General features: G+C 73.2%; 13 protein-coding genes. 6 read left to right on the top strand and 7 right to left on the bottom strand.

The window, feature by feature from the left end; translation table 11 throughout:
- Positions 1-271: 271 nt before the first annotated feature.
- The 3 genes from DMH12_RS05350 to DMH12_RS05360 all read right to left on the bottom strand — a co-directional run bounded on the left by DMH12_RS05350 (position 272) and on the right by DMH12_RS05360 (position 4,200).
- Positions 272-1,291 (bottom strand): Gfo/Idh/MocA family protein, encoded by a 1,020-nt coding sequence (locus DMH12_RS05350; RefSeq protein WP_125490375.1) that lies wholly within the window; start codon positions 1,289-1,291, stop codon positions 272-274.
- 124 nt (positions 1,292-1,415) lie between these two features.
- Positions 1,416-2,510 (bottom strand): chemotaxis protein, encoded by a 1,095-nt coding sequence (locus DMH12_RS05355; protein ID WP_125490376.1) that lies wholly within the window; start codon positions 2,508-2,510, stop codon positions 1,416-1,418.
- Positions 2,511-2,589: 79 nt separating this feature from the next.
- Positions 2,590-4,200, bottom strand: coding sequence for an alpha/beta hydrolase (locus DMH12_RS05360; protein ID WP_125490413.1), 1,611 nt, complete (start codon positions 4,198-4,200; stop codon positions 2,590-2,592).
- Positions 4,201-4,456: 256 nt separating this feature from the next.
- On the opposite strand from DMH12_RS05360, the gene DMH12_RS05365 reads away from it, so the two are divergent.
- The gene (locus DMH12_RS05365; protein WP_125490377.1) at positions 4,457-5,164 is read left to right on the top strand and encodes a chaplin; all 708 of its coding nucleotides are present in this window, start codon (positions 4,457-4,459) and stop codon (positions 5,162-5,164) included.
- A gap of 74 nt (positions 5,165-5,238) precedes the next feature.
- Here DMH12_RS05365 and DMH12_RS05370 read toward each other — a convergent pair whose 3' ends face one another.
- Complete coding sequence (locus DMH12_RS05370; RefSeq protein WP_125490378.1) at positions 5,239-5,724, bottom strand: nucleoside deaminase; 486 nt, start codon at positions 5,722-5,724, stop codon at positions 5,239-5,241.
- A gap of 155 nt (positions 5,725-5,879) precedes the next feature.
- Here DMH12_RS05370 and DMH12_RS05375 point away from each other — a divergent pair, with 155 nt between their 5' ends.
- Positions 5,880-6,830: an NAD-dependent epimerase/dehydratase family protein gene (locus DMH12_RS05375; protein WP_125490379.1), complete on the top strand. Its 951-nt coding sequence runs from the start codon at positions 5,880-5,882 to the stop codon at positions 6,828-6,830.
- Between the two features lie 11 nt (positions 6,831-6,841).
- Here the strand turns inward: DMH12_RS05375 and DMH12_RS05380 are convergent, their stop codons facing one another.
- Positions 6,842-7,111, bottom strand: coding sequence for a GlsB/YeaQ/YmgE family stress response membrane protein (locus tag DMH12_RS05380; RefSeq protein WP_125490380.1), 270 nt, complete (start codon positions 7,109-7,111; stop codon positions 6,842-6,844).
- Positions 7,112-7,280: 169 nt separating this feature from the next.
- Positions 7,281-7,721, bottom strand: a complete 441-nt coding sequence (locus DMH12_RS05385) for an SPW repeat protein (protein WP_125490381.1) — start codon at positions 7,719-7,721, stop codon at positions 7,281-7,283.
- A gap of 513 nt (positions 7,722-8,234) precedes the next feature.
- Between DMH12_RS05385 and ssuE the strand changes: the two genes are divergently transcribed.
- Positions 8,235-8,813 (top strand): NADPH-dependent FMN reductase, encoded by a 579-nt coding sequence (gene ssuE / locus DMH12_RS05390; RefSeq protein ID WP_125490382.1) that lies wholly within the window; start codon positions 8,235-8,237, stop codon positions 8,811-8,813.
- Positions 8,814-8,902: 89 nt separating this feature from the next.
- Positions 8,903-10,057, top strand: a complete 1,155-nt coding sequence (locus DMH12_RS05395; RefSeq protein ID WP_125490383.1) for an LLM class flavin-dependent oxidoreductase — start codon at positions 8,903-8,905, stop codon at positions 10,055-10,057.
- Positions 10,058-10,114: 57 nt separating this feature from the next.
- Here DMH12_RS05395 and DMH12_RS05400 read toward each other — a convergent pair whose 3' ends face one another.
- The gene (locus DMH12_RS05400; protein ID WP_125490384.1) at positions 10,115-11,170 is read right to left on the bottom strand and encodes an acyl-CoA dehydrogenase family protein; all 1,056 of its coding nucleotides are present in this window, start codon (positions 11,168-11,170) and stop codon (positions 10,115-10,117) included.
- Positions 11,171-11,427: 257 nt separating this feature from the next.
- Between DMH12_RS05400 and DMH12_RS05405 the strand changes: the two genes are divergently transcribed.
- Together DMH12_RS05405 and DMH12_RS05410 are read left to right on the top strand one after the other, a co-directional pair.
- Entirely contained in the window at positions 11,428-12,318 is an 891-nt protein-coding gene (locus DMH12_RS05405; protein WP_125490385.1) for a glycoside hydrolase family 19 protein, read from the top strand.
- A gap of 115 nt (positions 12,319-12,433) precedes the next feature.
- The gene (locus tag DMH12_RS05410) at positions 12,434-12,826 is read left to right on the top strand and encodes a VOC family protein (RefSeq protein ID WP_125490386.1); all 393 of its coding nucleotides are present in this window, start codon (positions 12,434-12,436) and stop codon (positions 12,824-12,826) included.
- Positions 12,827-12,852 lie beyond the last annotated feature (26 nt).

Below are 12,852 nucleotides of genomic sequence, written 5' to 3' on the forward strand. Positions count from 1 at the left end.
GACGCACTCCGATGTGCAGACGGTACGACCAGGGTGAACCGGGGCCGGCGGAAGGACCGTTACGACTGTTGCACAGCCCGCGACGACTCGTAAGGGATTCGGCAACACACGATACGGTGGTGCTTCCGGCATATGCCAGCGTCTTGACGGAGTGGCGTGGGTACGTGGACTGCGTAAGTGCGGCGCAGCTCAAGTCGTAGGGCTTCTACGGGACTTGGCGGGTGTCGCAGCCCGGAGGCTTCGTCGCCCTGGTGTTCGGTGGACCCTTGTTCTATGCCGGGTCGTGAAGGGGCGGCCGCGGCGCCAGTTCGACCGGCGTGCGCTCACCCGTCTCCAGCGCCCGCACCCCGGCCTCGGCGACCGCGGAGGCGGCGTACCCGTCCCAGGCGCCCGGACCGGTGACCCGGCCGCGGCGGGTGGCGTCCACCCAGGTCTGGACCTGGCGGTCGTAGGCGTCGGAGAACCGCACGAGGTAGTCCTGCGGCACCTCCTCCCGGGCGCCGCCCGCCGCCGTCACCAGCATGCCGTGCGCCTCGCCGATCCGGGCGCTGCCTGCCTCGCAGACGGCCTCGCAGCGCACCTCGTAGCCGAAGCCGCAGTTGACGAAGACCTCCACGTCCACGAGCGCGCCGCCCTCGGTCTCGAACAGCACCAGCTGCGGATCGAGCAGGCCCTCGGGCGCCCCCGCCGACGGCCGCGGCCGGAGCACGGTCACCGCGCCGAGCTCCTGTCCCAGCAGCCAGCGAGCGGCGTCGATCTCGTGCGAGACGGAGCTGTTGACCAGCATCGCCGAGGTGAAGTGCGGCGGCGAGGAGACGTTGCGGTGGACGCAGTGCAGCATCAGGGGCCGGCCCAGCCGCCCGCCGTCCAGCAACGACTTCAGCTGCCGGTACTCGGTGTCGTACCGGCGCATGAACCCGACCTGCGTCAGCCGCCTGCCGAGCCGCGCCTCCGCCTCCACCACGCGCAGCGCGCCCGCGGAGTCCGGCACCATCGGCTTCTCGCACAGCACCGGCAGCCCTCGCTCGAACGCGGCCAGCAGGGCCTCCTCGTGCGCCTCGCCGGGCGAGGCGATCAGGACCGCGCGGACGCCCGGTGCGTCGAGCGCGGCGACGGGGTCCGTGTGCACAAAGACCCCGTCGATGCCGCCCACGGCCTCCTTCGCCCGTTCCGCGTCGGGGTCCGCGACGGCGGCGACCCTGGCGCCGCTCACCACCGCGTCGAGGCGCCGTACGTGGTCGGCGCCCATGTGCCCCGCGCCCAGGACCGCCACACCCAGAAGATCGCTCACGCTCCGCCGGCTCCTTCCCCGTCCGCCGCGCACCCGCGGGCGGCGGGCGCGTGTACGGCGAACAGGGTTTCATGGCCGTCACCGTCGTCAAGAGGGGACGGCCCGCGAGGCGCGAGCGCCGGCGTCAGTAGCGCAGCACCCCCGCGATGCCGTCCGCGTCCGCGAGCGCGCCGTCCGGCACGAAGCGGACGTCGGCACCGGTCTCCAGGCACTGCTCCACGATCTCGTCCACGATGTCCTCGCGGGCGTCGAGGTCCCCGTCGAACGCCGGGAGCAGGTGCTCCCCGTCGTCGCGCATCGTGACCTTGAAGTTCTCCTCGACGGCGAGCAGCCGGACCCGGCCGCTGTGGGCGCTCTCCCACAGCTCGTCGACCCCGGCCGCGAAGTCCTTGCGCCCGCGGGCCGCGTCCAGCTCCCTGGCCACCGCGGCCACGGACCCCTTCGCCTCGTCGTCGAGCACCTGCCGCACGGCCTGCCACACGGCCTCGGGCGTGCCGTGCGCGAGGCCGCCGTGCGGGACCAGCACCGCGCCCGCGGCGAGGGTGCCCGCCTCGTCGAACAGGGACAGCGCGGGCTCGGGGCCGGTGACGTACAGCGGCCGGGGATGGGTCCGCAGGATCCTGCCCATCGCGGTGTCGGCGTCCCGCAGGAACCGGCGGGTGCCCTCGTCGCGGAAGGTGCTCGGCGCGTCGCCGATCCGCTCCTGGCGCTCGGGGTCGAAGTCCTCGGCGGGCCGGTCGAACGGGAAGCCGCCGAGGTGTTCCTCGACGACCCGGTCCGCGCCGCCGCTCCACAGCTTGACGCGGTCGGCGGCGACCGACAGTACCCAGAACGGCCGCTCGGCGGCCTGCGCGGCGACGAGGTTGCGGGTCAGGAAGGTGTCCGAGAGGACCACGCGCTCGGGCACGGAACGGGCCAGCGTCCAGACCTGGTGCTCCCCCGGAGCGGCGAAGATCGCCAAGCCGTCCTCGGCGTAGGTCAGATCGACCTCGGCGAGCGCCCGGTCGAGCTCCCGGGAGACGTCGGTACGGCGCTCGCGGGTGACCGCGGGATCGTCCTCCAGCTGTTTCTTGGCCGCGGCGACCACGTTGCGCAGCCGGACCCGGTCCTGGGCGTTGTCCGGTTCGCGGCGGTGGGTCGGCGTCAGCACGGACACGGCCGGATACGGGCGGGGGCGCCGCAGCTCGGCGAGGGTGGCGGGACTCAGATCGTGCTCCATGTCAGCACGATAGGACCGTTGGACGGATAGGGCATATCGATCACATCGGACAGTCGGGGTGGCCGGCGCGGCCGGGCGCTCAGCCGGTCTCGCCCTCGCCGTTCTCCGGTCCGCAGGAGCTGCCGTCGGGCGGCAGGGAACCGTAGAGCAGGAAGTCGTCGACCTTGCGGTGCACGCACTCGGAGGACGCGTACCCGGTGTGTCCCTCGTCCCGGTTGTCGAGGACCACGGCCGGGGACCCCAGCCGCTCGGCGGTCTCCGTGGTCCACCGGTACGGCGTGGCCGGGTCGCCCCGGGTGCCGACGAGCAGCATCCTGCGGGTGTCGAGGTCCTTCACGTCGTCGCGGATGTAGTCGGTGCCCCGGGGGCGCCCGTAGCACATGAGCACCTGGGTGAGGCGGTACCGGCCGAAGACCGGCGAAGCCTCCTCGTACCGTGCGCGAAGCCGGTCCAGGGACCCGGTGACCTCGGCGGCCGAGGGGCGGTCGGGGTCGTCGGCGCAGTTCACCGCCATCAGGGCGGCCGGGAGGTTGTCCATGGGGATGTCCTCCTCGTCCGTGAGACCGGCGCCCGCGGGCTCCCGGCCCGCCGCGGCCGACCCCGCACGGACGGGGAAGGTGACGCCGCCGGAGGAGAAGCCCTCCAGGCCCCGGGTGTCGCCGTCGTCCAGCAGCTGCGCCAGCGCCCGCTGCAGTGAGGGCCACAGCTCCCGGCTGTACAGCGCCTGACCTATGGCCCCCACCATGTCCTGGCCGGAGAAGGGCTCCCCGAAGGCCGACGGTACGGGATCGGCGTCGAGCGAGGCGACGAGCCGCTCGACCTGCTCCCGGGCGGCCCGGGCGTCCTGGCCGAACGGACAGGCGATGTCCTCCACGCACCAGTCGAGGAAGTTCTCCAGCGCGGTCTGCTGACCCCGCGCGCCCGCCAGCCCCTGCTCGGCCAGCGGTTCGGTCAGTGTGTCCACGCCGTCCAGCACCATCCGGCCCACCTTGTCCGGGAACCGGGCGGCGTAGACCGCGCCCAGCCGGGTGCCGTAGGAGAAGCCCAGGTAGTTGAGCCGGCCGTCACCGAGGGCGCTGCGCATCACGTCCATGTCGCGGGCGGCGTCGACCGTGCCCATGTGGTGCAGCACGGGTCCGGAGTACTTCGCGCACTCGGCCGCCGCGTCCCGCAGCCGTCCGAGCACGTCCTCGGGGTCGGTGACCGACTCGTCCCCGCCCGTCGCCTCGATGATCTTCATGGTGGCCGGGCCGCAGGTCACGGGGGAGGACCGGCCTACGCCGCGGGGGTCGAAGGTGACCACGTCGTAGCCGTTGGTGAGATGCATGAAGTCCTTGCCGCCGAAGGAGAGTTCACTGACCCCCGAGCCGCCGGGACCGCCGAAGTTCAGCAGCACCGAGCCGCGTGACTCGCCGGTCGCCCGGAACCGGGCCAGCGCCAGGTCGAGGGTGTCGCCCTTCGGCCGGCCGTAGTCGAGGGGGACGGTGACCTTCCCGCACTGGAGATCCTTCGGCATCTCCATGCCCTCGCACGCCGACCAGGTGACCTTCTGGTCGTAGAACCGGGACAGATCCGGTCCGGTGTCCCGTTCTGCGGCCGCGGGCAGCCCCGCGCCCAGCAGGGACAGGCCGAGCGCCCCGCTGACCGCGCAGCGCCGGACCGAGGGCCGAGTCGACGGCTTGGCCTGCATCGATGCCTCCCGGGCGCCCTGTCGCGGACCCGTGGTCGGCGCCACTCGATCACCATAAGCGGGCCTCGCACCCGGCGCCTCCGGGCGCGGACGGCCGGCGGGGCCCCGCGCGGGCGCCCGACGGACGCCAGCGTTTGTTCGATGAACCGTCCACTCGATGGGGTGAAAGACCGATTAGCCATAACTCGGATGGTGCGCCCGCGTTTTAACCGGTGCGGGCGACTGCCCGCGATGATGTCTGGAAGGCAGGGACCGCATGAGAAGGGTTACCCGAAACGGTGTGCTCGCCGTCGCCGCCTCCGGCGCGCTGGCGGTGACCATGCCGGCGTACGCGGCGTTCGCGTCCGACGGTGCCACCGCCGACGGCTCCTCGGCGGGTTCGCCGGGTCTGGTCTCCGGCAACACCGTGCAGCTCCCGGTGGACGTACCGGTCAACGTGTGCGGCAACACCGTGAACGTGGTGGGGCTCCTCAACCCGGCCGCGGGCAACGGCTGCGCCAACACCGGGAAGGGCGGCGCGTCCCACGAGCCGGACGCGGCGCACAAGGGGACGGGCGCCGCCGGCACGTCGGGCGGCGCGCACGCCGAGGGAAGCGGAAAGGATTCACCGGGCGTGCTGTCCGGCAACGGCGTTCAGTTGCCGGTGCATCTCCCGGTCAATGTCACCGGCAACAGCGTCAATGTGGTCGGCATCGGCAACCCGGCCGTCGGCAACGAGTCGACGAACGGCTCCGACGACGACCCCGAGCCCCCGCCGCCGACCCCCGCCGAGCCCGAGCCGTCCGCGCCCGAGAAGGAGCGCGCCCGGCCGGAGCCGGTACCGCACGCCGCACCGCCGAGCGAGTCGGCGGCCCTCGCCCACACCGGGGCGGATCAGACCCTGCCCGTGCTAGCGGGCGGCGTGGCGCTCGTCCTCGGCGGCGCCGTCCTCTACCGGCGTTTCCGCCCGGGTGTCGAGAGCTGACCGGGCCCGGTCGTACATTCCGGGGCGCCCTTCCGGCCGGAGGGGCGCCCCGTCCGTTCACGCGGCCCGCGCGCTCAGCCGCGCCCTTCGTGGAACCGCCGGTGCAACGCGCGGATCTCCTCGGTGAGTTCCGGTACCGGCCCGTCCACGGCCACGCCGGGCGCCACCTCCCGCACCGCCAACGGCCGCACCGGCGGGGCCGGGACGCCCAGCTCCGCCAGCCAGCCGCCCAGCTGCTCGGACGAGGCGACGTACACGATGCGCCCCAGACCCACCCAGGCGTGCGCGGCGGCGCACATCGGGCAGTGCTCCCCGGACGTGTACACCGTGGCCGCGGCCCGCTCGCCGGGGGTGAGGTGGGCGGCGGACCAGCGGGCCAGCTCGAACTCCGGGTGACGGGTGCGGTCGCCGCCGGCCACCCGGTTGCGGTCCTCGGCCAGTACCGTGCCGTCCGCGCCGGCCAGCACCGACCCGAACGGCTCGTCGCCGGCCTCCAGTGCCCGCGCCGCCAGCTCCACACACCGGCGCAGATGCGGCAGTTCGACGTCCTTCACGACCATGGCGTACGGCCTTCCTCGTGACGTGGCCCCGTCCATCAGCCTATGTCCGCCCGGCTTCCGGCGTCCTTGCTATCGCCACTCGTGAGAGTTACAGTCTCTAACGAAAGCGAATGGCAATAGCAGTGCAAGGCAACGTACTGGAAGAGGAGCGCCCCATGCCCGCCGTCACCCCGCAGTCGCACACCGTCCTCGGATCCGGCCCCGCCGGGACCGCGCTCGCCCGTGAACTGGTAGGCAGGGGGCACCCCGTCCGCCTGGTGGACCGGCGGGGCGAGGGCCCCGCGGTCGAGGGCGTCGAGCGGTTCGCCGCCGACGTCGGCACGGTCGGAGGCGCCCGGGCCGCCATAGCCGACGCGGCCGTGGTGTACCACTGCGTCAACGTCGCCTATCACCTCCAGGTCGAGGTGATGCCCCGCGTCCAGGAGGCCGTTCTGGCCGCGGTCGAGGAGACCGGCGCGCGCCTCGTCGTGCTCGACACGCTCTACCCCTACGGCGAGACCGGGGGAGCGGTGATGACCGAGGACAGCCCCTGGCAGGCGACGAGCCGCAAGGGCCGGATGCGCGCCGAACTGGACGAGCGGTACCTCGCCGCGCACCGGGCCGGCCGGGCCCGTGTGGTCCTGGGCCGCAGCGCCGACTTCGTCGGTCCCGGCGTACTCAACTCGTCCCTCGGCGCGGCCGTGTTCCCCGGCGCGCTCACCGGCGGGGAGGTCGTGGGCTTCGGCGACATCGACCTGCCGCACAGCTACACCGGCATCGCGGACGTGGCGGCCGGTCTCGCGACCCTCGGTGAACGCCCGGACGGCGACGGCCGGGTCTGGCACCTGCCCACCGCGCCGGCCGTGACCACGCGCGAGATCCACACGATGATCGAGAAGCGGGTGGGCCGACCGCTGAACGTCGTGCTGCTCGACCGGCCCCGCGCCTTCGGCCCGTTCGACGAGCAGTTCATGGCCGAGTACGAGGAGATGTTCTACCAGCACACGGAGGCGCAGATCGTGGACTCCGGCGCCTTCGAGCGGTTCTTCGCGGTGGCCCCCACGCCGCTCGCGGACACCCTGGACGCGACCGTCACCTGGTACGAGGCGTGGCTCGCCGACCGGTGACGGTCAACGCCTCAGCGGCCGGGTCGCGACCGGGACCGGTCCAGTGCGGCCACGCCGACCGCGGCCAGCCCGATCTGGATGAGCCACTCGATCCAGTCCACGCCGTCGGTGTCGGCCACGTCGAACGCCGAGGCGACCGCCGACCCGAGCAGCGCGGCCAGGATGCCGACAGCGATCGTCCACAGGACGCCGATGCGCTGGCGCCCCGGGACCACGAGGCGGCCCAGGACGCCGATGACGATACCGATGACGATGGCGCTGATGACGCCGTCGATCTCCATCTCCACCCCACTTCGTCAGGTCCCCCGCTGTAGTGCTTCTGCCCGCTGCGGACAGGCGCAGTCCGCCGCGCTCCGACCTGCCCCGGGCCGGGGCGTGGGGGCCTCTTTGGGCGCGGGCGGGCCGGCCCGCGCGTGAGCGGACCGGCCGTGCGGCTCCCTTCCCGGGTGTCTAACTTCTGGGGGCGCTCCGCGCCGCCGTGCCGGCGCAGACCATGCCCAGGACCAGGGCGAGTGCGCCGATGATGATGTTGTTCCAGATGACGCCGGCGTCCGGGCTCGAGCCCACGATCCACGGCGAGATGATCATCCAGACGCCCATCGCGCACATGGCCCAGCTCAGGCCGTACATGCGCTCCGGGGCGCGGGTGAATCCGAGGGCCAGCAGACCGATGGCGATGCCCACGATCAGGTTGTGGGCCACGAGCGACGGCTGGCTGGTGGTGAAGTGGAGTATCCACGGGGACACGGCGCAGTAGAGGCCGAGCAGGAACACCGGCCCGTCCACGAGCGCCACGTCACGGCCACCGAGCATGCGCGCGTAGCGTTCCTGCATTTCCGGGGCGTCGGGATGGCTGGTGATGTCACTTCTGGAGTGTGAGACGTGGGCCATGAGTCGTCTCCTTCGACTGGCAGGGCCAACCGCTTCGGGTGCGGTGTGCGGTAGCGCCGCATAAGGGTATTCTGCTCTTATTTTTCCCTTATGTGTAGTCGGGAACCCCCTCTGTCACACCCGTGTGAAATCCGCGTCCGCGGGACGAGACCGGCCCTGATCTCCTTGACCCTGTTCGACGGCGGCTGCCACGATCGACGGCATGCCAACGCGACCGGGCCTCACGCGGCGACGCCACGTCGACCTCGCCCGCGTCTTCAGCGCCTCCTGTCGCACCGCGGCCTGATCCCGCCGATCCGCCGCCCCCTTCCCACCCCGCCGCACGGCCCGGCACCGCCCTGCGAGCGAATCCCCGCACCGCCCCAACCGGTGGCCGCTTAGGCTCCCGTCCGGCCCGGTGCTTCCCATGTCCCGGTCCAGCGGCTCCCCGAGGGGAGGACGGACCGGGAATTCCGCCGCGCGCCCCGGCCGGAAGGCGCGCACCGCCTTCCCGCCTTCCCGAAAAGAGGACCCATGGCCACCGTCCTGTCCGTCTCCGGCAGCCCCTCCGCCTTCTCCCGCACCCACCGGCTGCTGCGCCACCTCGACGAACGGCTGACCGCGCAGGGCCACGACGTGATCCCGCTCGACGTCCGCGCCATCCCCGCCGAAGCGCTGCTCGGCGCGGACTTCAGGCATCCCGCCGTCACGGAGGCCGCCGCGCTGTTCGCCCGTGCCGACGGCGTCGTCGTCGGCACCCCCGTCTACAAGGCGTCCTACTCCGGCGTACTGAAGGCACTGCTCGACCTGCTTCCGCAGTACGCCCTCACCGGCAAGACGGTGCTGCCGCTCGCCACCGGCGGCTCCACCGCCCACGTCCTGGCGATCGACTACGCGCTCCGCCCGGTGCTGAACTCCATGGGCGCCGCACACATCGTGCAGGGCTGGTTCACGCTGGACCGGGACATCACGGCGCACGAGGACGGGTCGGTCCGCGTCGCACCGGGCTCGGCGGAGGCGCTCGCCCAGGTGGTCGACCAGTTCTCGGCGGCCCTGGGCAATCCGGTGGCGGCGCCCCTGCCGGCCCCGCCCGTGCTGGCCGCGGCCGTCTGACCGGCGCGCCGCGACCGTAGGCCGCTCGCCCTTCCGCTTCCCGCCCGGCGCCGGCCCGCCGTGGCCGGACGTCCCCGAACGGAGATCCCTTGTCGTCCCTCACCTTCCACTGGTTCCTGCCCACCAGCGGCGACAGCCGCGACGTCGTCGGCGGCGGCCACGGCGCCCCGGACACCGCCACCGGCCCCGGCCGCCGCCGACCGCCGACGGTGGCCTATCTCGGGCAGATCGCGCGCGCCGCCGAGAACCTGGGCTTCGTCGGCGCGCTCACTCCCACCGGTGCCTGGTGCGAGGACGCGTGGCTGACCACCGCGATGGTCTCCCAGGCCACCGAGCGCCTGAAGTTCCTGGTCGCCTTCCGCCCCGGCTTCGTGTCACCCACACTCGCCGCGCAGATGGCGTCCACCTTCCAGCGGCAGACCGGCGGACGGCTGCTGCTCAACGTCGTCACGGGCGGCGAGAGCCGCGAACAGCGGGCCTACGGCGACTTCCTGGACAAGGACGCCCGCTACCGGCGCACCGGAGAATTCCTGCACGTCGTGCGGGAGTTGTGGCAGGGCGGCACCGTGAACCTGCGCGGCGAGCACCTCCGGGTCGAGGACGCGCGGCTCACGCGGGTCCCCGACCCCGTGCCCGAGGTGTACTTCGGCGGCTCCTCGCCCGCCGCGGTCGAGGTCGCCGCCCGGCACGCGGACGTGTACCTGACCTGGGGCGAGCCGCCCGCGCAGGTCGCCGGCAAGATCGCCCGGCTGCGGGAGGCGGCCGCACGCGAGGGCCGCACCCTGCGCTTCGGCATCCGGCTGCACGTCATCACGCGCGACACCGCGGCGGACGCCTGGGCCGAGGCCCACCGGCTGCTCGACGGCTTCGACCCGGACACCGTACGGGAGGCGCAGGCCAACCTCGCCCGCAGCGAGTCCGAGGGGCAGCGGCGCATGCTCGCCCTGCACGGCGGCTCCCGCGACGCCCTGGAGATCCACCCCAACCTGTGGGCAGGCATCGGCCTGGTGCGCGGCGGGGCGGGCACCGCCCTGGTCGGCGGTCACGACGAGGTCGCCGAGCGGATCGCCGAGTACCACGCCCTCGGCATCGACGAGTTCGTCCTGTCCGGCTATCCGCACCTGGAGGAGGCGTACTGGTTCGGCGAGGGCGTCCTGCCGCGCCTCGCCGCCCGGGGACTCTGGCGCCACCCCGAGCACGCGGGTGCCGGTGCCGAGGAGATGGTGCTGCCGGCCGCCGTCTAGCCGTCCCAGCCGTCCCAGCCGTCCCAGCCGTCCTGGGCGTCGCTGGCGTCCAGCCGTCTAGACGGAGGCCAGCGCGGCCAGGTGGGCCTCGCGCACCGTGGCCGTCTGGCCCTGGATCAACAGGAACACCGCCTCCCGCGCGATCCGTTGGGCCGGACTGTCCACACTCGTGGCCCGCCCGCCCCCGGCCACGACCGCGGCGGTCGTGGCCGCCCGCCGCAGCTCGTACGCCCGCGTCCGCAGCGCCAGCCGCTCCTCGACGTGCTCGTGCGGGACGGGGTGGTCGGCGAGCGCGTACGCCCGCTCCCGCACCTCGTCCAGCCGCGCGCGCAGGGCGTCGGCCGCACCGCGCTCGGCGGGCGCGGCGCCGAGCAGGTCCAGCGCGGCGTACCCGAGGCCGAAGACGGCCGGGGACGTGTTGGTGCTGCGGGGTACGTCGACGCGGGCGAACTCCTCGCGGGGCGTGCGCAATGCGACCGACTCCTCCGGCACCCACAGGCCGTCCAGCGTCAGCGACACCGTGCGGGCCGCCGTCAGCGCCACCAGCCGCATGGGCGCCGACGCCCGCAGCCCCGGCTGCTCGCGGGCGTCGGCGAAGGCGAACACCACCTCGTCGGCGTCCGTCACGCCCGCGAGCAGCATCAGGTCGTTCAGGCCCCAGCCCGTGTACCAGGGCACGGTGCCGTCGAAGCGCACCCCGCCCCGCTCGACGGTGGCCCGCACCGGCACCCGGGGGTGGGACCTGACGTGCGCGTAGGCGATGCCCGCGAGCAGTTCGCCGGTGGCGAGCGGGCGCAACAGGCGTTCGCGCACGGCGAGTCCGGGCTCCGCCTTCGCCAGCAGTCGTACCGGCGTGTGGTGCTGGGTCTGCACGAACCACGTGGAGCAGCACGCCCCGGCCAGGATCTCGGCGACCTCCCTGGCGACCCGGTCCGGGGCGCCGGCCCCGCCGGACTCCCCGGGCGCGCTCACCCCGAGCAGTCCGGAGCGCCGGACCGCCTCGATGTGACTCCTGGGCACGACGTCCTGGTCGACGCGCTGGGCGGACGGGGCGAGCAGGTCGTCGGCGAGCCGGTGCGCCTCGGTGACGAGCGGGTGGGTCGTGGTGGTCATACGGCGATTCTCCCGACCGGTTCCGGACGGTGACGAGCGGGCGCGGTACGGCGAGTCCCCGCCAGGCCGGAAACCGGCCCCGAGTCCGACTGGTCTACACCCTTGACTGGTACAGACCAACGCGGTTGAGTGTGCGTCACACCCCCCACTACGGCCGCCCCCGACGCCGTGACCGGCCAGGCCGGCGCGTGCGCGCAAGGCCTCGCCCCGGCCTGCCTTGCGCGGGAGCGGCCGTGCCCGTCAAAGGAGGCAGTCCTGTGTCGAGGCGTCGTATCTCCGCCCTGGTGGCCGTGCTCGCCCTCGCGGGCGCCGTGCCCACCCTCCTGCCCGCCACCGAGGCGTCCGCCGCCGCGTGTTCGAGCTACCCGGCCTGGACGGCGGGCAAGAACTACAACGCCGGCGACATCGTCCGCTACACCGACGGCAAGGCGTACATCGCCGAGCACGCCAACCCGGGCTACGACCCGGTGATCAGCACCTGGTACTGGGAGCCGTACGCCTGCGGCGGCGGCCCGGGTACGCCGGTCGGCAACTTCGTGGTGAGCGAGGCCCAGTTCAACCAGATGTTCCCGGGCCGGAACTCCTTCTACACCTACAGCGGCCTCACCGCCGCGCTCAGCGCCTACCCCGGCTTCGCCAACACCGGCGGCGACGCCACCAAGAAGCAGGAGGCCGCGGCCTTCCTCGCCAACGTCAGCCACGAGACCGGCGGACTCGTGCACGTCGTCGAGCAGAACACCGCCAACTACCCGCACTACTGCGACTGGAACCAGCCCTACGGCTGTCCGGCCGGCCAGGCGGCCTACTACGGGCGCGGGCCGATCCAGCTCAGCTGGAACTTCAACTACAAGGCCGCGGGCGACGCGCTCGGCATCGACCTGCTGGGCAACCCCTGGCTGGTGCAGAACGACGCGGCCGTCGCCTGGAAGACCGCCCTGTGGTACTGGAACACCCAGTCGGGACCGGGCAGCATGACCCCGCACAACGCCATGGTCAACGGCGCAGGCTTCGGCCAGACGATCCGCTCCATCAACGGCTCCCTGGAGTGCGACGGACGGAACCCGGCGCAGGTCCAGAGCCGCGTCACCAAGTACCAGCAGTTCAGCCAGATCCTCGGTGTCTCCCCGGGCGGCAACCTGTACTGCTGACCCCGCCCCGGGCCACCCGTCGGCCGCGTCCCGCTCCGGCAGGACGCGGCCGACTTGGCGTTCCGGAGTTTTACGTATAACCTCTCCCGTCAACCGTCCGTCCGGAAGGGTCCCGATGACACGTATCGCCCTGGTCGCCCTCGTCGTCGACGACTACGACGAGGCGATCCGCTTCTACACCGAGGCCCTCGGCTTCCGCCTGGCCGAGGACGCGCCCCGGCCCGACGGTTCCCGCTGGGTGGTCGTCGAACCCGGCACCCCCGGACAGGGCACCGCGCTGCTGCTGGCCCGCGCCAAGGGGGAGGCGCAGCGCTCCCGGATCGGCGACCAGACCGGCGGGCGGGTCGGCTTCTTCCTGCACACCGACGACTTCGCCCGCGACCACGCCCGCATGGCCGCCGCCGGCGTGACCTTCCTGGAGGAGCCCCGGCACGAGCCCTACGGCTCGGTCGCCGTCTTCCAGGACCTCTACGGCAACCGCTGGGACCTGCTCCAGCCCGCCGCCTGAACCCTCCCGATCTCCGCTCAGACCCC

It is taken from the genome of Streptomyces sp. WAC 04229 (assembly GCF_003947455.1).
In the GTDB taxonomy this organism is placed as follows: Bacteria; Actinomycetota; Actinomycetes; order Streptomycetales; family Streptomycetaceae; genus Streptomyces.

Bases quoted from the DNA above. Each gene is read 5' to 3' on its own strand.
- DMH12_RS05375 (WP_125490379.1), top strand. From the start codon at position 5,880: ATGCCCGCCGTCACCCCGCAGTCGCACACCGTCCTCGGATCCGGCCCC.
- DMH12_RS05380 (WP_125490380.1), bottom strand. From the start codon at position 7,111: ATGGAGATCGACGGCGTCATCAGCGCCATCGTCATCGGTATCGTCATC.
- DMH12_RS05385 (WP_125490381.1), bottom strand. From the start codon at position 7,721: ATGGCCCACGTCTCACACTCCAGAAGTGACATCACCAGCCATCCCGAC.
- DMH12_RS05365 (WP_125490377.1), top strand. From the start codon at position 4,457: ATGAGAAGGGTTACCCGAAACGGTGTGCTCGCCGTCGCCGCCTCCGGC.
- DMH12_RS05360 (WP_125490413.1), bottom strand. From the start codon at position 4,200: ATGCAGGCCAAGCCGTCGACTCGGCCCTCGGTCCGGCGCTGCGCGGTC.
- ssuE (WP_125490382.1), top strand. From the start codon at position 8,235: ATGGCCACCGTCCTGTCCGTCTCCGGCAGCCCCTCCGCCTTCTCCCGC.
- DMH12_RS05410 (WP_125490386.1), top strand. From the start codon at position 12,434: ATGACACGTATCGCCCTGGTCGCCCTCGTCGTCGACGACTACGACGAG.
- DMH12_RS05355 (WP_125490376.1), bottom strand. From the start codon at position 2,510: ATGGAGCACGATCTGAGTCCCGCCACCCTCGCCGAGCTGCGGCGCCCC.
- DMH12_RS05400 (WP_125490384.1), bottom strand. From the start codon at position 11,170: ATGACCACCACGACCCACCCGCTCGTCACCGAGGCGCACCGGCTCGCC.
- DMH12_RS05370 (WP_125490378.1), bottom strand. From the start codon at position 5,724: ATGGTCGTGAAGGACGTCGAACTGCCGCATCTGCGCCGGTGTGTGGAG.